The sequence below is a fragment of the Mesorhizobium sp. genome (assembly GCF_005063415.1).
GTDB lineage: Bacteria > Pseudomonadota > Alphaproteobacteria > Rhizobiales > Rhizobiaceae > Mesorhizobium.
On the sequence record NZ_SUEG01000108.1, the window covers coordinates 1 to 18253 of the forward strand.

21 protein-coding genes, 1 tRNA gene and 1 pseudogene are annotated in these 18253 nt (G+C 61.2%); 13 read left to right on the plus strand and 10 right to left on the minus strand.

Annotation, left to right across the window (positions count from 1 at the left end):
• From E5W70_RS23315 to E5W70_RS23330, 4 genes are all read right to left on the minus strand, one after another.
• The coding region (locus E5W70_RS23315) for a VWA domain-containing protein (RefSeq protein WP_292662876.1) at positions 1-600 on the minus strand (600 nt) is incomplete at its 3' end.
• 110 nt (positions 601-710) lie between these two features.
• A complete protein-coding gene (locus E5W70_RS23320; RefSeq protein ID WP_292662878.1) occupies positions 711-1709 on the minus strand; it encodes a GlxA family transcriptional regulator in 999 nt (332 codons plus the stop codon).
• A gap of 16 nt (positions 1710-1725) precedes the next feature.
• Complete coding sequence (folD, locus tag E5W70_RS23325; protein ID WP_292662880.1) at positions 1726-2625, minus strand: bifunctional methylenetetrahydrofolate dehydrogenase/methenyltetrahydrofolate cyclohydrolase FolD; 900 nt, start codon at positions 2623-2625, stop codon at positions 1726-1728.
• Positions 2626-2834: 209 nt separating this feature from the next.
• On the minus strand, positions 2835-3491 hold the full coding sequence (locus tag E5W70_RS23330) for a hypothetical protein (protein WP_292662914.1): 657 nt from the start codon (positions 3489-3491) through the stop codon (positions 2835-2837).
• 226 nt (positions 3492-3717) lie between these two features.
• Between E5W70_RS23330 and proC the strand changes: the two genes are divergently transcribed.
• Entirely contained in the window at positions 3718-4533 is an 816-nt protein-coding gene (gene proC, locus E5W70_RS23335) for a pyrroline-5-carboxylate reductase (protein WP_292662882.1), read from the plus strand.
• A 175-nt stretch (positions 4534-4708) separates the two neighbouring features.
• On the opposite strand, the gene E5W70_RS23340 is transcribed toward proC, so the two are convergent.
• Positions 4709-6025, minus strand: coding sequence for an NAD(P)H-dependent oxidoreductase (locus E5W70_RS23340; protein ID WP_292662884.1), 1317 nt, complete (start codon positions 6023-6025; stop codon positions 4709-4711).
• A 165-nt stretch (positions 6026-6190) separates the two neighbouring features.
• Here E5W70_RS23340 and E5W70_RS23345 point away from each other — a divergent pair, with 165 nt between their 5' ends.
• From E5W70_RS23345 to E5W70_RS23365, 5 genes are all read left to right on the plus strand, one after another.
• Positions 6191-7546, plus strand: a complete 1356-nt coding sequence (locus tag E5W70_RS23345) for a pilus assembly protein TadG-related protein (RefSeq protein ID WP_366509732.1) — start codon at positions 6191-6193, stop codon at positions 7544-7546.
• A 26-nt stretch (positions 7547-7572) separates the two neighbouring features.
• Positions 7573-7992: a TadE/TadG family type IV pilus assembly protein gene (locus E5W70_RS23350; protein WP_292662886.1), complete on the plus strand. Its 420-nt coding sequence runs from the start codon at positions 7573-7575 to the stop codon at positions 7990-7992.
• A complete protein-coding gene (locus E5W70_RS23355; protein WP_292662888.1) occupies positions 7982-8386 on the plus strand; it encodes a TadE/TadG family type IV pilus assembly protein in 405 nt (134 codons plus the stop codon). Before E5W70_RS23350 ends, E5W70_RS23355 begins: the two co-directional genes overlap by 11 nt.
• Positions 8387-8561: 175 nt before the next feature.
• Positions 8562-9443, plus strand: coding sequence for a YihY/virulence factor BrkB family protein (locus E5W70_RS23360; protein WP_292662890.1), 882 nt, complete (start codon positions 8562-8564; stop codon positions 9441-9443).
• A gap of 302 nt (positions 9444-9745) precedes the next feature.
• On the plus strand, positions 9746-9946 hold the full coding sequence (locus E5W70_RS23365) for a CsbD family protein (RefSeq protein WP_023677416.1): 201 nt from the start codon (positions 9746-9748) through the stop codon (positions 9944-9946).
• A gap of 283 nt (positions 9947-10229) precedes the next feature.
• Here the strand turns inward: E5W70_RS23365 and E5W70_RS23370 are convergent, their stop codons facing one another.
• Complete coding sequence (locus E5W70_RS23370) at positions 10230-10916, minus strand: hypothetical protein (protein WP_292662892.1); 687 nt, start codon at positions 10914-10916, stop codon at positions 10230-10232.
• Between the two features lie 364 nt (positions 10917-11280).
• On the opposite strand from E5W70_RS23370, the gene E5W70_RS23375 reads away from it, so the two are divergent.
• The 4 genes and pseudogenes from E5W70_RS23375 to E5W70_RS23390 all read left to right on the plus strand — a co-directional run bounded on the left by E5W70_RS23375 (position 11281) and on the right by E5W70_RS23390 (position 14102).
• Positions 11281-11538 carry a hypothetical protein gene (locus E5W70_RS23375; RefSeq protein WP_292662894.1) on the plus strand — a complete coding sequence of 86 codons (258 nt, stop codon included), beginning with the start codon at positions 11281-11283 and terminating at the stop codon, positions 11536-11538.
• A gap of 76 nt (positions 11539-11614) precedes the next feature.
• Positions 11615-12207, plus strand: a pseudogene (locus E5W70_RS23380) (SOS response-associated peptidase family protein).
• Between the two features lie 73 nt (positions 12208-12280).
• Positions 12281-13171, plus strand: a complete 891-nt coding sequence (locus E5W70_RS23385) for a transglutaminase family protein (RefSeq protein ID WP_292662896.1) — start codon at positions 12281-12283, stop codon at positions 13169-13171.
• Between the two features lie 79 nt (positions 13172-13250).
• Entirely contained in the window at positions 13251-14102 is an 852-nt protein-coding gene (locus tag E5W70_RS23390) for a transglutaminase family protein (RefSeq protein ID WP_292662898.1), read from the plus strand.
• Between the two features lie 118 nt (positions 14103-14220).
• Here E5W70_RS23390 and E5W70_RS23395 read toward each other — a convergent pair whose 3' ends face one another.
• The 4 genes from E5W70_RS23395 to E5W70_RS23410 all read right to left on the minus strand — a co-directional run bounded on the left by E5W70_RS23395 (position 14221) and on the right by E5W70_RS23410 (position 15929).
• Positions 14221-14766 (minus strand): group 1 truncated hemoglobin, encoded by a 546-nt coding sequence (locus E5W70_RS23395; RefSeq protein WP_292662901.1) that lies wholly within the window; start codon positions 14764-14766, stop codon positions 14221-14223.
• Positions 14767-14954: 188 nt separating this feature from the next.
• Positions 14955-15326 (minus strand): hypothetical protein, encoded by a 372-nt coding sequence (locus E5W70_RS23400; protein WP_292662902.1) that lies wholly within the window; start codon positions 15324-15326, stop codon positions 14955-14957.
• 51 nt (positions 15327-15377) lie between these two features.
• Positions 15378-15755, minus strand: a complete 378-nt coding sequence (locus E5W70_RS23405; RefSeq protein WP_292662904.1) for a hypothetical protein — start codon at positions 15753-15755, stop codon at positions 15378-15380.
• Positions 15756-15854: 99 nt separating this feature from the next.
• Positions 15855-15929: transfer RNA gene (locus tag E5W70_RS23410), tRNA-Thr, on the minus strand.
• 174 nt (positions 15930-16103) lie between these two features.
• Here E5W70_RS23410 and E5W70_RS23415 point away from each other — a divergent pair.
• The 3 genes from E5W70_RS23415 to E5W70_RS23425 form a co-directional block, all read left to right on the plus strand.
• Complete coding sequence (locus E5W70_RS23415) at positions 16104-16310, plus strand: hypothetical protein (protein WP_292662907.1); 207 nt, start codon at positions 16104-16106, stop codon at positions 16308-16310.
• Positions 16311-16467: 157 nt separating this feature from the next.
• Positions 16468-17760 (plus strand): UDP-N-acetylglucosamine 1-carboxyvinyltransferase, encoded by a 1293-nt coding sequence (gene murA, locus E5W70_RS23420; protein WP_292662909.1) that lies wholly within the window; start codon positions 16468-16470, stop codon positions 17758-17760.
• A 94-nt stretch (positions 17761-17854) separates the two neighbouring features.
• Positions 17855-18253: DUF2948 family protein (locus tag E5W70_RS23425; protein ID WP_292662911.1), on the plus strand; the 399-nt coding region annotated here is incomplete at its 3' end.

Below are 18253 nucleotides of genomic sequence, written 5' to 3' on the forward strand. Positions count from 1 at the left end.
GGCGTCCTGCAATGCCTTTTCATCCGATGCTTCGATATATTTGCCGCCGGTGTTGTCGGCGAGGCAAGCGACCTGCTTGCCTTCGGCAGCCGTCAAGCCGAAGCCGACGACATTGACGGTGAAGTCGATGCCGGCAGCCTCCAGTTCCTTGCCGAGCGCACAAGGGTCGCCATTGCATGTCTCGATACCATCGGTGATGAGAACGACCGTCGCCTTGTCCTCGGTGTATTTCAACGCCTCCGCCGCTTGCTTGACCGCGGCGGTTAGCGGCGTCTTGCCCTGAAATTTCAGGCTGTCGGCCGCGGCTGAGATCGCACTTGCCGAGCCTGCCTGTGGCGGCACGATAAGTTCGATGTCGTCGCAACTGGCCTTCTCGCGATGGCCATAGGCCATGAGGCCGATTTCCTCGTCGGCCGGGATCGATTGCAGCACGTTCCACAGCGATTGACGGGCGATTTCGAGCTTGGGCTTGCCGTCGATCTGCGCCCACATAGAGCCCGAGGCATCGAGAATGACGATGACGCGATCGGCGGCGAAGCCGAACCCCGTCATCCACAGCAGCAGGGCTGCCGCAGCGGCGCTCCGCACGAATCCCGCCATCCAATATCTCCCCGTCAGTCGCCGCCGCTCGGCGCCGGAAAGCTATTTGACGCTGCGTCGCGACACAAGCCCGGGCGGAGCACGAAGCTCCGACGCCTCTGTGCAAAACCTCAATAGGTCGTGCGGCGTTCCTCGGAAGGCGGCCGGCCGAATTGCAGCCGGTAGCTCTGGGCGAAATAGGAATGTGAGGTGAAGCCAGTGGCGATTGCCACGTCGAGGATCGGCATGTTGGTCTGGCGCAGTAATTCGCGCGCCCGTTCGAGTCTGAGCCGCATATAGTAGCGCCCGGGCGTCACGCTGAGATGGCGCAGGAACAGGCGCTCGACCTGGCGCACCGACAGGCCCGCCGACTTGGCAAGCTGTACCGCCGACAACGGCTCGTCGAGATGGTCGGCCATCAGCTCGACGATGCGGCGCAGCTTCTCCGACTTGCCGGTCAGGTCGCGCTCCGGGCCGACGCGCTGGCGGTCACCGGCCGAGCGGATGCGCTCATGCTGGAACTGGTTGGCGACGCCATTGGCCAGGCTCGAGCCGAAATCGCCGCGCACGATCTCCAGCATCAGGTCGATCGAGGTGGTGCCGCCGGCGCAGGTGTAGCGCTTGCGGTCGATCTCGAAGACGTTGCCGGTGCAGTTGATCTCCGGAAAGCGTTCGAGGAAACCGGCGCGGTTTTCCCAATGGATGGTGCAGCGATAGCCATCGAGCTGGCCTGCCTCGGCAAGCAGGTAAGAGCCGACCGAAAGCGCGCCGAGCGCATTGCCGCGCCGGCCCCAGCTGCGCAGGGCCGCCAGCACCTTGCTCTTGCCGGGAAATTCCGTCGTCAGCCCGACCGAGACGAAAAGGATATCGACCGGCGGCAGATCGGCGACGGCATAGTCGATCTTGAGCGGCAGGCCGTTGGAGGCCATGACGGCGTCGCCGTCGGCCGACACCGTCGTCCAGCCATAGAAATCGCGGCCGAGCAGCCGGTTCGCCGACCGGAACGTGTCGATTGCCGCAGCCAGCGAGAACATGGAGAATTTGTCGACCAGCAGAAACCCGAACTGCCGGCCGCCCTGAACGGGATCATTGGTGACCGGCCGCTCTAAGGGAACAGTGGGGTTCGGCAAGGACGCTGCTTTCTGGTCAGAAGTAAGGCCGTTTCAACCCGGCTGCGAGGTAGGCGGAAGCTAGCGTGTTGGCCATCAGCATGGCAATGGTCATCGGCCCGACGCCGCCAGGCACCGGCGTGATGGCGCCGGCCGCCTTCGCTGCTTCGGCAAAGGCGACATCGCCGACGAGGCGGGTCTTGCCTTCGCCCTTTTCAGGTGCGGCGATTCGGTTGATGCCGACATCGATGACGGTGGCGCCAGGCTTGACCCAGTCGCCGCGGACCATTTCAGGCCGGCCGACGGCGGCGACGAGAATATCGGCGGTGCGGGCAAGCGCCGGGAGGTCCCTGGTGCGGCTGTGTGCGATGGTCACGGTGCAGTTGGCGGCAAGCAGAAGATTGGCCATCGGTTTGCCGACGATGTTCGAACGCCCAACGACGACCGCATTGAGGCCGGACAGGTCCTTGCCGCGCACCCGTTCGATCAGCAGCATCGAGCCGGCCGGCGTGCAAGGCACGAAGGCGGTATCGAGCTCGCCGGTGCCGAGCTTGCCGACATTGATGAAGTGGAAGCCGTCGACATCCTTCTCCGGCGCGATGGTCTGGATGATCTTGCCGGAATCGACATGGCTGGGAAGCGGAAGCTGCACGAGGATGCCGTTGATGGCCGGATCGGCGTTGAGCTGGCCGATGATCTTCAACAGGTCCGGCTCGGAGGTTTCGGCCGGCAGCGTGTGCTGAACAGAATGGAAGCCGCATTCCTTGGCGGTGCGGGATTTGGAGGCGACATAGACCTGGCTCGCCGGATCCTCGCCGACGATGACCACTGCGAGACCGGGCTGCCGTCCGCCCTTTTCCGCCAGTTCGGCGGTCAGGGCCTTGACCCGCCGCACCACGTCTTCGGCGACGCTTTTTCCGTCAATCAACTCAGCCATGAACTACCCTCGACGCCTATTGTCTAAGCCTGCCGCGTTAAAGCATCCATGCGGCGTGCCCCAGATATGTTTTATGCATGTCGTTGCCCAGAACCACGCGCTGGCGGGCGGACATGCAGCGCGGCATTTTCACGAAAATCGAGCTGGGCAATCCCGTCAATGCGCCGTCCCATGCCGTTAACTCGAAACCGGCATGTTTTATTCGACGCTTAGAAATAGCGGCGGCGCGTGCGGTTTTCGGTGAGCTCGCGAACCGCCTCGCGGAATTCGCGCAGGCTGGCGCGGATTTCCTCGATCTGGCTTTGCTGATCGGCGGCGTCCGAGGCCTGATTTGCCGCCTTCGACCGGGCCTGAGCATGGGCCGAATGCGGCGGCGTGGGTTGGAAGGCAGGCGGCATCGCTGCGGTTGAATTTGTCGCGGCGGAAGTCTCACCGGACGCCATCTCCTCCGTCGCTCTGCCGGGAATGACCCTGCGCAGCGCTGACAACACGGCGCCGATCGGACCCCGACGCGCTGCCCGGTACGCTTTGTCCTCGGCGGAACCGGCATCGGGGCCGCCAAGGGAGCCAGCGGGTTCGAAAACTACATCGGCAGCTGCAGAGTCTTCCATCAGCATGGTGCCGGCCTTTGGCTCATCAGGATGGGGCTGGCTGATGCCGGCGGCTGCCAGCAGGATCGGACTGGCACGAGCTTCGCGGCGCGAGCGGGCGAGACGATGGCGTGTGGCGGCATCCTCGCGCCATGACGGGCCTGCACGGTCCTCTAGCGAAACCAGCGACGCTTCGTCCCCGTCGCGCGCTGCCTCGACTAACGACAGCAGGGACTGCTCGTTCCTCCAGTGTTCACGATTATTCCTGTAAGCCATGGTTTCTGGAGCTTTCCCCTCTGGCTGGGACGTAGCGACCGCCACTGGTTAAGCGATGCTAAACAGGCATAGGAAATAAAAGGTTAATTTGGTCGCCGCGCGGCTGCACGACTACATGTGCATCCCAACCGCAAGGTCCGGGTTTCCGCCTGATCACGGTCCCAACAGGGCTTCCCCGCCCTGCCGCGAACGTCTATGGGGAAGCCATCTCTATGGGAGGCTTTCGATGACGATCAGGCTTGTTCTCGCCGGTTGCGGCAATATGGGCTACGCCATGCTCTCGGGCTGGTTGAAAGCCGGCAAGCTCGCTCCGGCTGCGGTGTTCGTGGTCGAGCCCAATGCCGAGTTGCGCAAGCGTGCCGAAGCACTGGGCTGCGCTGCTGCCGCGGATGCCGACGCCATCCCGGCGGACGCGGTGCCGGCCCTCGTCGTCATTGCGGTCAAGCCGCAGGTGATCCGCGACGTGACCGCCGGCTACATCCGCTTCAACGATGGCCGAACCACTTTCCTCAGCATCGCCGCCGGGACGCCGGTCGCCACGTTCGAAGGTATTCTCGGCGACCGCGCGCCGATCGTGCGCTGCATGCCCAACACGCCGGCGGCGATCGGCAAGGGCATGATGGTGGTGTTTTCCAACAGGCTGGTTTCCGAGGACACCAAACGCCTTGTCGCCGACCTGCTTTCGGCGAGCGGCCAAGTGGCCGATATCGACGACGAGGGTCTGATGGATGCGGTGACGGCAGTCTCCGGGTCGGGGCCGGCGTATATCTTCCATTTCATCGAAGCGCTGACGGTGGCGGCCGAGAAGGCCGGCCTGCCTGGCAAGGTCGCAAAGCTCCTGGCCATGCAAACGGTCTACGGCGCCGCCTCGCTTGCCGCCGAAAGCGGCGAGGAGCCTGGCGTGCTCAGGCAGCAGGTGACCAGCCCCAACGGCACGACGGCTGCCGCCCTTGCGGTGCTGATGGGCGAGGACCGTCTGACGCGCCTGCTCACCGAGGCGGTGGAAGCGGCGCGGCTGCGGTCGATAGAGCTGGGGAAGTAGGGTTTTGGGGGAAGCCGGTCGGCGGCGATGGTCTGCCGTGCGTTTCAGCGGCAATAGCCGCCTGTAGAAAGGCCGCTACGCAGCGCTCCTTCGCGCCCCCCTCTGTCCTGCCGGACATCTCCCCCACGAGGGGGAGATTGGCAGTTTGGGCGCTCCGCTCACCACTGCGATGCACCTACCCCGCCCCGTACAGCATTTCGTCCTGAAGCCGGCGCAAGGCGAACAGCCTGGTCGTCGGGTCGGGCGCGGCATTGTCGGCGGTGAGCAATTCGCCTTTCCTCACCGGTTTCAGCACCTTGCCGCCTTCGAGCAGACCGACCGGCACGGCGCGATGGGCGCGGGCCTCTTCGACGGTCATGGTCCAGGAGCGGTAGCAGGTCTCGCCGATCGCGTCGAAGACCTCGCCTGCCGCCAGATCGCGTTTGGCCACCGCGCAGACCTCGGCCACCGGCCGCGGCAGCGGCACCATGTCGGGCTTGCCGTAGAGCGCGATCCGGGCGGCGGTCAGCGGCACTTCCAGCGAGGTCAGATGATAGGGCCTGAAGAAGCTGTAATAAGGGCCGTGGCCGATATGCAGATCGTCCATGCGCTCGATGATGCGCGGATGCGTCGCCTCGACGATGACGAAGACACCGGGCGCCACGCCCTTGCCGACGGTATAGTCGACGACGCCTTTCTTCGACAGGATGCCGCCCTGCTCGCGCGGGATGAGCACCTTGACCAACTCGTCGCGATCAGCCTTGGGGCCGTGCATGCCGGGAACGTCGGGCACCAGCCCGGTGGCGTTGGCGATGGCGCACATCTCGACCATGGTTTTCGAGCCGTCGACGAACTCGACCAGCATGCGCGGATTCATGTTGCGGCGCAGCGCTTCCTCGCGGTAATCGTCCGGAACGGCGTCGTGGTTGAGCGGGTTGTTCTTGCCCTTGCCGGCGGAGACGATGGTGTAGCCGAGCGCCGAGGCGAACTCGATGAGTTCCATGCAGCTCGACGGCTCGTCTCCGGCGCCGATCGAATAGACGACACCGAGCCGGTCGGCCTGCTGCTTCAGATAGCAGCCGATGGTGACATCGGCCTCGACATTCATCATCACCAGATGCTTGCCGTGCTGCATCGCCATCAGGTCGAAATCGGCGGCGACGCCGGGCTTGCCGGTAGCATCGATGACGACGTCGACAAGCGGATTGGTGACCAACATCTCGTTCGAGGTGATTGCGATCTTGCCGCTCTCGATCGCCTGGCTGACCTTCGAAGCGCTGTCCGCTTCGGCTGCCATCGCCTCGTCGCCATAAGCAATGCGGATGGCGTCACGCGCCGTATGCGGGCGGCGCGTCGAGATCGCGCAAACCGAAATGCCCGGCATCAGCATGCCTTGCGTCACCAGGTCGGTGCCCATCTCGCCCGAACCGATAACGCCGATGCGCACCGGGCGGCCTTCCGCGGCACGCTTGGCAAGATCGCGGGCAAGCCCGGTCAATGCGACATTGGTCATGCTGGAAACGTCCACTGCTTTTTGATTTGAAGCGGGAATAGCAGGGAACGGCAACCCATTGCCAATCGAAACCGGCCGGCCGCGGTCTTTTCTTGCGCATGACCCCGGAAACCAGAATTGTTCCTATGAAGACATGCACCCGGCCGAAGGACTAACGAGGGTCCTGTGGCGCCAAAGGCCCGCGTTGGAGCGGCGGAACGGGCCGTTAAGCCCGGATGGATCGCAGCCAAGAAATGTACGGAAATTCTTAGTCATTCTTTTATGCAATCCTGCTTTAATAGGGAAATGGACTGGGGTGCCCGCATTTTTAGGTGGTTTTTCCGCGCTATGCGACCGATCGGCGAGAGCGGCAACGTTGCTACTATTTTTGCTCTGTCTTTGCCGATTGTCGTCGGCGGTGCGGGCCTCGGTATCGAGACTTCCTATTGGTATTACAGCAGCCTGAAGCTACAAGCGGTGGCGGATGCGGCGGCCTATGCTGGCGCTTTGGAAAAGGTTTCGGGATCCGACACGCCAAAGATCGTCTCCGCAGCGACAGCGTCAGCGACCACGAACGGCTGGGGACCGTCAGCAGGTACAATAGAGGTCTTCTCGCCTCCGTCAGCCGGTCCAAATGTCGGAAAAAAGGCGGTTGAGGTAGTCGTTCATCAGAACCTCGATCGGTTCTTTACGTCGATATTCACGCAAAACGCAGTTGGCGCACAAGCAAGGGCGGTGGCTCTTATTACGGATGCTTCAAAAGCCTGCATCTTGACGGTCGATCCTTCCGCTTCGAAAGCGGCGCTCTTTTCCGGCAGTTCGACCACAAAACTGACAGGCTGCTCCGTCATGTCGAATTCGATAGCTCCGGACGCCATCAAACTTCAGGGATCGGCAAGCCTTGATGTCGATTGCCTGATATCGGCAGGCGGTGTTTCGTTGAGCAACGTCGTGAAGACCGTTTGCGCCAGCCTGATAACCCAGGCGCTGCCCGCTGCTGATCCTTTTGCCGACCTGCCGGCGCCGCCGGCCACGAACCCTTGTCAAAACGGCAATCAGTCAACCTTGCAACCTGGAACATACTGCAAGGGGCTCAGCTTGAGCGGCAATGTAACCCTCTCGCCCGGGATATACGTCATTGAGGGAGGCGATTTCAAAGCGAGCTCGAATGCAAATATTTACGGCGAGGGTGTCGTCATTTATCTGGCCGGTACCTCCGGCGTTAGCATGAACGGCACGGCGACCGTCAAGCTCAGCGCACCGACGTCGGGCACCTATTCAGGTGTGCTGTTCTATGGCGACAGAGCCAACCTGGCGGGATCCAACACGTTTAATGGCACGGCGGATTCGCTATTGACCGGCGCTCTGTATTTTCCAACACAGGGCGTCAATTATCTCGGCAATTTCTCGGGCAAAGGTGGTTGCACACAGGTCGTCGCCAGTACCGTGCAATGGTCCGGCAACGCAAACATCATTCAGGATTGCACGAGCCTTGGAATGCGAGACATTCCGGCCACGCAAACCGTTCAGCTTGTCGAGTAGTTTTCGTGGATCGGCTACAAGTCCGGATGTTCCGGAATGATTCGGGTGTTGCCGCGGTAGAGTTTGCGCTGGTTCTGCCCATTCTTTGCCTGGTACTTCTTGGCATCATCGACGGCTGGTCTTTTGTCTCGAGCGCATTGTCGATGCGTGCAGGCGTCAAAACCGCGGCGAACCTCGTGATGCAAGGAGCAGTCGAGGATACGACTATCCAAGCTGTCGCTCTTTCGAGCTGGGAAAACCATCCTGATGGCGCGCAGGTGGCAGTGAGCCGGAAATACATGTGCGGGAACATCGTGGCCGATCCATCGATCCTGTGCGACACTTTGAAAGCCCCCTCGGTCTTCCTCGTAATACAGGCGACAGCCACCTGGTCACCGCCCTTCAGTTTTGGCGCGTTTTCCTTCTCGCGCGAACTCAGTCATCAACAGGTGATTCGTGTCCGCTAAGTCGAGAGCTTTCACGGGGGATGCATCAGGCGGAGCTGCATTAGAGTTCGCGCTGATCGCGCCTTTCCTGATAATGCTTTTGATCGGCATCTTTGCATTCGGCTGGGCTCTGAATGCTATGTCGAGTGTTCGGTACACGCTGGAAACGTCGTCACGTGCGCTGCAAATGAAGAACTCGCTGACGCAGGCCCAGATCCAAGCCATTGCCACGGAAAAATTACTGGATTTGGGATTGAAAGACGTCGAGGTGACAATAGCAATCGACGCCCCCAGCGGCGGCTTTCGCATGGCACATCTGACCGCCCAATATGCGTTCGTGATCGAGTTCCCGTATTTCAACCGATATCCGATAAATTATCAGACAACTGTCACAGTTCCCCTGATTGCATCGTGAGCACGTCCCCGGCCAGTCGAGCGGCACCTTTCGCAGGATGTTCGCTACACGCCGCCTTTATAGGCGATCGCCTTGTACAGCGTACCGTTGCCGGCTTTGTTCCGGCCGAGCCCCCACCCCTCGCCCAATGCTGCGCCGCCGCTACTTGTGTGTTTGACAGGCATGCGAGGCCCACATGTGGAATTTGGCAGCAGAGGGCTGGAGGCTCCTCAGGCAGAGCGTCCTCGGCTTCATCGACGACAATGCGCTGAGCCATGGGGCGGCGATAGCGTTTTATGCCACAACGTCCCTCGCGCCGATCCTGCTCATCGTTGTCGCTATCGCCGGCATGGCCTTCGGGCACGAGGCGGCGCAACTCGCGCTTTCGGCACAGATCGCCGGCCTGATGGGGCCACAAAGTGCCGAACTGCTGCAGGCGACGATCGAAAACGCTTCGCAGAAGGAAGCGGGAACCCTTGCCAGCATTCTGGGGCTGGTCACGCTGTTCGTTGCCGCATCCGGCGTGTTCGGCGAAATGCAGCTGGCGCTGAACGAAATCTGGAAAGTCAAACCGAGTGGGGCAACGATTTCACGGCTGGTGCGGGCACGCATTGCAAGCCTGGGCCTGGTCGCCGCCCTCGGCTTTCTGCTGTTGGTGTCGCTGGTTGTGAGCGCCGCGATTTCGGCGCTCGGAGACGTCATCAACGCCTATCTGCCGTTCGGCACCATCATCCTGAGCGCCATCAACGGGATCGTGTCTTTTGCCCTGATCGCGCTGCTGTTTGCCGCGATCTACAAGGTGCTGCCCGACCGCAGCCTGCAATGGCGCGATGTTGGCCTCGGCGCCGTGGTCACCGGGTTTCTGTTCACCATCGGCAAGTCGCTGATTGGCTGGTACATCGGAACCAGCGCCATCTCGTCGTCGTACGGCGCGGCCGGCGCCCTGCTCGTCGTGCTGTTATGGGTCTATTATTCGGCCGAAATATTTCTGCTGGGTGCCGAATTCACGCGAGCCTATTCGGTTCGACACGGCAGCCGGTCCGATTTGAAGAACAAGGTGGAATCGCATGAGAAATGAGTTCGCACCGAAATTCGACCTGGCCGGCAAGGTGGCGCTGGTCACCGGCGCCTCGCGCGGCAGGGAAGCAGCGGCAGGCGGACTGCAGTGGTCAAACCTGGTGTCCGGCTTTCTCATTCATTGGCGGCGAGCCAACGGACCATGTTCGCCATCAGTCTTCCGTAGAACGGCTATTCACGGCGGGCTTTTTGCGCCGGCACCGGAACTTTTAGCGGCTGCTAATCTTCATTCGTAACCAACATTGAAATGCCGATCGGTCCGCGCTCCGCTTCAGTGCGGGTCCAGGAAGCAAGGAGGAACATATGAACTGGGATCAAATCAAGGGAAAATGGACGCAGTTCAAAGGTAAGGCGAAAGAGCAGTGGGGTGACCTCACCGACGATGATCTTGATCGGATCGAGGGCAACCGAGACCAGCTCTTGGGACGTATCCAGGAGCGATATGGCATCGCCAAGGAAGAGGCAGAGCGCCAGGTAGATGACTGGTCCAGAAGCATCAGCTGAGTCTTGGACGCAACGCCGTTTGCTGCTCACCACCGGGCAAAGCTCTGCATTGCCCGCCGTGCCGACTGGTGCGGCGGGCCCTTTCGACAGCGAGGCCCGCGAGGAACCTTTAGCCATATCTAATGTTCTACTTGTCTAATGTTCTACTTGCGTGGCGGGCTTCGCCCTGGCGTGCGCCCCGCCCGGAGGCGAAGGAGTGCAATCATGAACAACATTATCTGGCTGGTCGGCGCCATTGTGATCGTAATCGCCGTTTTGAGCTTTTTGGGTCTGCGATAGCCTCTTAACCCTCTCCTCGACCTCTTCGATTCGGCAGCTGCTCCCCTGTCGGCGCGGTCTCACTGCCGTTACGCTCAAGCAGGTCAGACTTAGGTCCCAAGCAAAATACTCCAGGATTGGACCGAAGCCCCGGCTGAGGAACGTAGCCCGCTGGCTCACGTTGTGGTGAGCTTTGGCGCGACGAAGATGCGTCCGGGCGGAAGAGTTCAAAGCCAGGGAGGAGAGGCCCGACGCTCCGAACGAGCATCGGGCCTGGGCGAAAATGCAAACCATCAGCAGACTGTTCAATTCCCATGCCCAGGCAGCACGTGCCGTTGCCAGGCTTCAGGCCGCCGGGATTCGTCGCCGGCAAATCAGCGTCGTCGGATCTTACAATGACAACGATGAACCGATCAGCGTTGCTGGATATTACGATGATGAGGTGAGCGCTCTCTGGCGGGGTGCGATTACTGGTGCCGCACTTGGCGCGACGGCTGGTCTGTTGGCCGGTTTTAGCGCTTTTGGAGCTCAAGGCGTTGATCCTGCGGGGATGGCCGGCATGGCCCTGGTCGGTGCGGCGTGGGGCGGCTTTGCCGGCGTGCTTCTCGGAACTTTCGCCAATTTTGCCCAGAAGCCGCGCAAGCCGAAGGTTGCAGAGGGTGTCGTACTGGTGATGGCCCGCGTCGATGAAAAGCAGGCCGGCGCCGCGCATACGGTTCTCCGGAGTTCCGCGGAGATGCCTTCCGGGCCGATGAAGAGGAGCGCTTTGCCAAATTCAAGCCGGCTCCGCGTCCGATCTGGTGCCCGATGAAAGTTTGTTTCGCGAAACAGGAATCCAAACCGGAGGCGCCCGACGAAAGCTTGGCAAACCAACACTTTGGAAGCATGCGGGCTACTTGCCGTCGTGCTGTCCTTTATTCTTACCGTTCTGTTGGTTGGTCTCATCCTTGGCTGAAGCCATGCCCTTGCCAGCGGCGACACGATGCCCGGCAACTGGCGAAGATGTGGCCAGTTCGAAGGATTAAACCATTCATGCTAAGCGTTAATAGCTTGTAGCCATTGGAGAGGACGCCAACGTGGACAAACGGGCTGAAGGGGACGCGGAGAGATTGGCTCGGGGCGAGTTCGAGCTCAAAGCCGAACGATATGGCGTGAACGCCTTTCTTCTCGTTGTCGAACTTGTAAATCTGCTGGAAAAGCGTGGAACGATCAGCAGCGACGACGTCGCGAAAATAGCCGAAGCCGCAGCACTCGCCGTTGCCGCCTCCAATCAACCCGACACCAACAGCATCAATCTGTTGCAGGCCATCGCTGCCGCACGCCGGCCCAAATAGGCTTATATCAAATCTGCCAGCAATCGCGCGAAACGCTATGTTGAACTGATTTCGGTCGAGGGAGCGGAGCCCTTTCATGTGCAATGACTACGAGCAGCACATCGCCTGGGCCGAGTATTGCCGGATGATGGAATCGCTGGCGCTAAAAATCCCCAGCCATCAAACCGAACTGGATCTGCCGCAGGCAGATGACATCCACATCAACGACCCCGCGCCCGTAATGCGGCCTGCCGGCGACACAATCGAACTGGCGTCGATGACGTTCGGCTTTCCCCCGGCCGGGCCAAAAGGCGGACCTGTGTTCAACTTTCGCTCCGAGGGCCGGCAGTTCGGCAACAGCAAGCGCTGTCTCGTTCCGGCCTCGGCATTCTTCGAATTCACGGGAACGAAGTATCCAAAAACCAAGCACAGATTTACGCTGAATGGCCACTCGTTCATGGCGATTGCCGGGCTGTGGCGCGAGGGTGTCGGCAACAAGCCGCCGACGTTCACGATGCTGACGACGGAGCCGGGGCCGGACGTGGCGCCATATCACAATCGGCAAGTGGTTGTGCTCCCGCCATCGAACTGGGCCGCCTGGATCCATCTGACGAGTCCGAGGCTGAACTCTTGCGACCGCTGCCGGAGGGGTCGCTCAGTGTGGAAACAGCTCGGGCAGGATCGGAGTAGGACCCATCGAATGAGCGCGGAAAAGATCATATGATTGCGCCAACATCGCAGGTAAATTTGTCGACGGAAGCTGATGCCGATCTTCTCAGTCCAGCACACGACGGTCTACCGCTACAGCCGGCCGGTGAGGTTCGGCGAGCATCGGCTGATGTTCAGACCGCGCGACAGCTTCGATCAAAGACTCCTGGACCACGCCTTGTCTGTCGATCCCGAGCCGAAAGAGGTTCGCTGGATCCACGACGTTTTCGGAAACTGCGTGGCGGTGATCGATTTCGAGAACCCCGCGAAAGAACTGCGCTTTGCGACAGACATTCGGCTGGACCACACGCCGCAACATGCGCCCGATTTCCGTATCGACGAAGCTGCGCTTCACTATCCATTTTCCTACGATCCCGACGAAGCCGCCGATCTCTCCCAGACGATGGAACGTCAATACGAGGATGACGGTGACGAGGTTGGCAAGTGGGCACGACAATTCCTGAGTGCCGCAGGGCACACCGGGACCGGCAATCTGTTGATGACGCTTTGCTATGCCATCCACGAAAGCTTTGTGTATTCCCGTCGAACCGAGCCAGGAACGCAACCGCCGCTGATGACGTTGCACCTGCGTCGCGGCACCTGCCGCGATTTTGCGCTGTTCATGATGGAGGCGGTTCGTTCGCTCGGTTTTGCCGCCCGCTTTGTGACAGGCTATGTCTATGTGCCGGGCCGCGACAGCGCGGCGGTTCTTGGCGGCGGGTCGACCCATGCCTGGTGCCAGGTCTACCTGCCGGGTGCCGGCTGGGTCGAGTTCGACCCCACCAATGGCATTGTCGGCAACCGGGATTTGATCAGGGTGGCCGTGGCTCGGCATCCTCGACAAGCCATCCCGCTTTCCGGGAGTTACTCTGGCAGCGCCTCGAGTTTTCTCGGAATGACAGTCGAGGTGAAAGTGGCGAAGGAGATCGGTGCGCAGGAAAATTAGCATCCGCTTATGTTTTCCCGGAACTGTTTGGCCGACGCGGAGTTTGCCCGGTTGCTGAATGACAACAATCGGAGCGTCGATGCGGATCCGCGCAGGTTACACCCTCACCTACGAATGTCCGCAGCCAACGCCGATGCTGTTGGCGCTCGAGATCCATCCATCGCGCCAGGTCGATCTGTTGACGGAACAGGTCATCGATTTCGATCGTCCCGTCGAAGCACGCGGCTACGTCGACGGTTTCGGCAACGCCTGCACGAGGATCGAGGCGCCCTCGGGCCTGACGACGATCTCAACCACCTTCGATATCTACGATAGCGGCGAGCGCGATGCGGTCGCCGAGCAGGCTGTGCAGCACAAGATCAAGGACCTGCCGGACGAGGTGCTCGTCTTTCTTCTCGGCAGCCGCTACTGCGATACCGATCGTCTTGGAGATTTTGCCTGGGCGAAATTCGGCAATACCGCGCCTGGATGGGGGCGTGTCCAGGCGATCTGCGATTTCGTTCACAATCACATCGTCTTCGATTACCAGAAAGCCGACCCGCTGCGGACGGCTCACGGCAGCTTCACTGACCAGGCCGGCGTTTGTCGTGACTTTACCCATTTGGCGATCGCGCTATGCCGTTGCATGAATATTCCCGCGCGGTACTGCACCGGCTATCTCGGTGACATCGGGGTACCGCCGGCGCCGTATCCGATGGATTTCAGCGCCTGGTTCCAGGCCTATCTCGCCGGCACCTGGTTCACATTCGATCCTCGCCACAACCGCCCGCGCATCGGGCGGATATTGATGGCAACCGGGCGCGACGCGACCGACGTCGCCATCTCAACCAGTTTCGGTTTTTCGCGGCTTACCCGCTTCGAAGTCGTGACGGAGGAGGCCCAGGCCGAACCTTCCCCGGCGTCTGTCGAAAATTCCGCGTTCTCACCTTGAGCTGCAAGGTTCGTAGAGGTGCGTCGATGTCCTCCTCTGACCGCGAGGTCGGGGCCGCGCTGCATTCAGGGCGACGCGGGCGCCATGCGAATGCATCCGCCCGCACGATATAAGCGCTTCAGCCCCGCTTGACGTTGCCGGCGGTGACCTCGTCTTTGTGGGCGGCGAAAGCTTCCAGGACCTCAGTTTTTTCAGGCTTCGGAATCTTGAAATGATCCAAGGTCCGCCCGAGTTCGGCTGCGACCTCATCGAATTCCGCGGGGGAAATCCGCAGGTCGCGATGCGCCTCCTCGAGGCCGAGCGGCGTCGTGCCGGGCTTGGTGGCGACGAACTTGAAAGGCCCGCCAGAAACGTCGCAGACCCACAGCGTGCGCATGAACTTGAGGCCGGGCAGCCTTTCAAGGTTCTTGGTGTGCCATTTGCGCAATTGTGGGTTCTTGGACTTCTTGCCGACGATCGGGTTCTTCACGACGGCGTCGCTGAAATGATCGATCACCGCCGCGATGGCGAACACACCCCCCAGCCGCTCATACAGACTTTTCTCAGATGTGGTTTTCTTCGTCTGCGCGAGCGCCTTGTCGGCAGGCAATACCGACGTCGATGCGGCGGCCAGCGCCAGCCCGGCGACAACACGTCGTCTTGTCAAAGAGGTCGAAATTTTCATCCCTGGTTCCCTTCGAGGTTAGGCCAGAGCAAGCCGCAGCCTGACTGGCGGGCTTCATGAAGTGACATGCAGACACGTTGCCATATTTTAGCATCGTCTAAGGAACTAACGAGCCCTTCGCCCGAATTATTCCGATGGATGGCATTGTCGTGGTCAACATGCGTAACGGCCGCGCGGATGAGGAAGGCTTAAGCACGCGTCGCTGCACGCGGCAGAGGTCGCGAAGCCACTTCGGCCGCATCGGCGGCCCGATCGATGTTGCGGGCACCGTAGTGTTCCTGGCCTCGCTGGCGGCGGTCGCCTGCGGCCAATAGCCTGTGCTTTTCGAAGATCGCTAGCTTCTGCGGATAGGTGATCCGCACCTTCGCGTTGCACCCGTCGCATTTGAAGTGCGGGATCGTTCTTAGTGCAGAGCCCTTTCTTACCGCCGGATGCGAGCAATCCGGACATTCGAATGTGAGCGCGACATCCGATAAGTCTTCGGCTAACCCCATTTCCATCCCCTTCGCAAGCTCGGTGGCTACACTCTGGCGATTCTCAATGAGCAATTCAGATGCCAAACGGCTGTGCCAAAGCGGGACTAGACCAATTCGCCTCGGAACGCCGCCAAGCTAGTGCGCCTTCTCTGTGCCTTTTGAGCGACGAAGAGACCTAACTTCCTCCAGCAGTTCGCGCTCATTGGTAGTCACGTTTCGGAAGATTGCGACAATCATCACCGCCAAGGCTTCGGCATCCAGGCTTAAAGGGTCAATGTGTTCATCTGCGCAAACCTGATCAAACACGCGTTCACAAATAGCCAAATCATGAGGGCTGAGGCGAGTGCGATTGAAACGCTGGCGCGACATTTGCGAGCCTTCGAGGCCCGCTGCCGTGCACAAAATGCGCGCCCTAACAAGAAACGCGAGTCGTTGAGTGATTGTTCCCGACTGCAGCTTTGTTAAGCCGCCTGCAGCAGGGGCAGACCAGAATGCTTTCCCCACGCGCATCATGGCGCATGCATCGATCGCTTCAGTGTGGTTCGAATGATGCTGGAGTCTGCTCGGGGTACTAGCGACCAGTTGGCGCTGACAGGTGCATGCTGAATTTGCTGGTGCTGCGAGAGAGGATTGAACTCTCGACCTCTCCCTTACCAAGGGAGTGCTCTACCACTGAGCTACCGCAGCCGCCGATGGCGGGGCTTCTGCCATATCGAACCGGCAAGCGCAAGGCCAAGACAAGGGGCACAAACGGGGGCCGGGTTGAAAGGCCGCACCGGGCGGTTGTTGCGGACATGGCCGTGCCACAATGTTGGCTACCCCTTGATCCGCACCGGCGGGTCGCCGGCCGGGGACGGAACGATGAACGACAAGATAGTTTCTCCGAACAAGGATGGGCCACCGAAGAAGGATGGTTCAGCGAAAAAGGCCGGAACGGGCCGCAACGACCGGCTGGCTGAGCAGCTGCGCGCCAATCTGCAGAAGCGCAAGGCGCAATCGCGGTCGCGACGGACCGGCGATGCCGATCAGCGGCCGGACGGGCTGCAGGCGGTGATGAAAGAAGATTAACGCGAATCGGCTATGTTGGTCGCCGGTACTTTGGCCAAGTCGGCGTGGGCCAAAGTGGGGAGTAGCCTGTTTCTTGAACCAAGCCGGCCAATGGTCTAGATGGCCGCAACAGACTCAACCGATTTAAACCGGCCTTGGCGCCGAGGGGACGCTCTTCATGGATCGCATCAGAATTGTCGGCGGCAACAAGCTTGCCGGAAGCATCCCGATCTCGGGCGCGAAAAACGCCGCGCTGCCGCTGATGATCGCCTCGCTTTTGACCGACGACACGCTGACGCTGGAAAACGTGCCGCATCTGGCCGATGTCGAGCAGCTGATCCGCATCCTCGGCAATCACGGCGTCGACTATTCGGTCAATGGCCGCCGCGAAAAGCAGCAGGAAGGCTATTCGCGCACCATCACTTTCTCCGCCCGCAACATTGTCGACACGACGGCGCCTTACGAGCTGGTGTCGAAAATGCGGGCCTCGTTCTGGGTGATCGGGCCGCTGCTGGCCCGCATGGGCGAGGCCAAGGTGTCGCTGCCCGGCGGCTGCGCCATCGGCACGCGCCCTGTCGACCTGTTCCTGGAAGGCCTGCAGGCGCTGGGCGCCGATATCGACGTCGACACCGGCTATGTCATCGCCAAGACCAGGAACGGCCGGCTTGTCGGCAACCGCTATGTGTTCCCGAAAGTCTCGGTCGGCGCCACCCATGTGCTGATGATGGCGGCCTCGCTGGCCAAGGGCGAGACGGTGCTCGAAAACGCCGCGCGCGAGCCCGAGATCGTCAACCTCGCCGAATGCCTCAACGCCATGGGCGCGAAGATCTCCGGCGCCGGTACGGCGACCATCACCATCGACGGCGTCGAGGCGCTGTCGGGCGCCCGCGTCAGGGTGATCCCCGACCGTATCGAGACCGGCACCTATGCGATGGCGGTGGCGATGACCGGCGGCGACGTCGTGCTGGAAGGCGCGCGGCCCGACCTGTTGCAGACGGCGCTTGACATCATTTCGCAGACGGGCGCCGAGATCACGCAGACCAATTCCGGCATCCGCGTCAGGCGCAACGGCGCCGGCATTTCGCCGGTCGACGTGACGACGGCGCCCTTCCCGGCTTTCCCGACCGATCTGCAGGCGCAGTTCATGGGCCTGATGACGATGGCCAAGGGCAAGTCGCGCATCACCGAGACGATCTTCGAAAACCGCTTCATGCACGTCCAGGAACTCGCCCGGCTCGGCGCCCACATCACGCTGTCCGGCCAGACAGCAATCGTCGACGGCGTAGCGAAGCTGAAGGGCGCGCCGGTCATGGCGACCGATCTTCGCGCCTCGGTGTCGCTGGTCATCGCCGGCCTTGCGGCCGAAGGCGAAACCACGGTCAACCGCGTCTACCACCTCGACCGCGGCTTCGAGCGGCTGGAGGAAAAGCTGTCCGGCTGCGGCGCGGAGATCGAGCGCATTTCGGGGTAGAGCCTTTCCGCAAAGGCTTGCGGTCCGGTTGCGCGGATCGCCAAGACCGCCTAACAGAAGGCCAAATGTAAACCTTCGCAGGTGCGAATTCCGCATGAATGGCCTCAAGCTTGTCGCGCTCGACGATCAGGATCTGAGCATCATCTCGGCGCATGTCCAGGATGCCGTCATGAAGGTCAGCGATCTCGAATACCTGCCTTCGGTAAAACGCTTCGTGCTGACCATGAACCGCTTCGTCTGGGAGGCGAAATCCGGCTTCTTGCGCCAGCACAATGAGCGGCGGCAGGCCGTGCTGCATTTCGACCGGGTGCTCGGCGCCAAGACCAGCGGCATTGCCCGCGACAAGCCCGACGAAGTGCTGTCGCTGCTGGCGATCAGCTTTCTCGCGCTCGACAAGCCGGCCGGCATCGTCGAGCTGATCTTTTCGGGCGGCGGCGCGATCATGCTCGATGTCGAATGCATCGAGGCACGGCTTGCCGATGTCGGCGGCGCC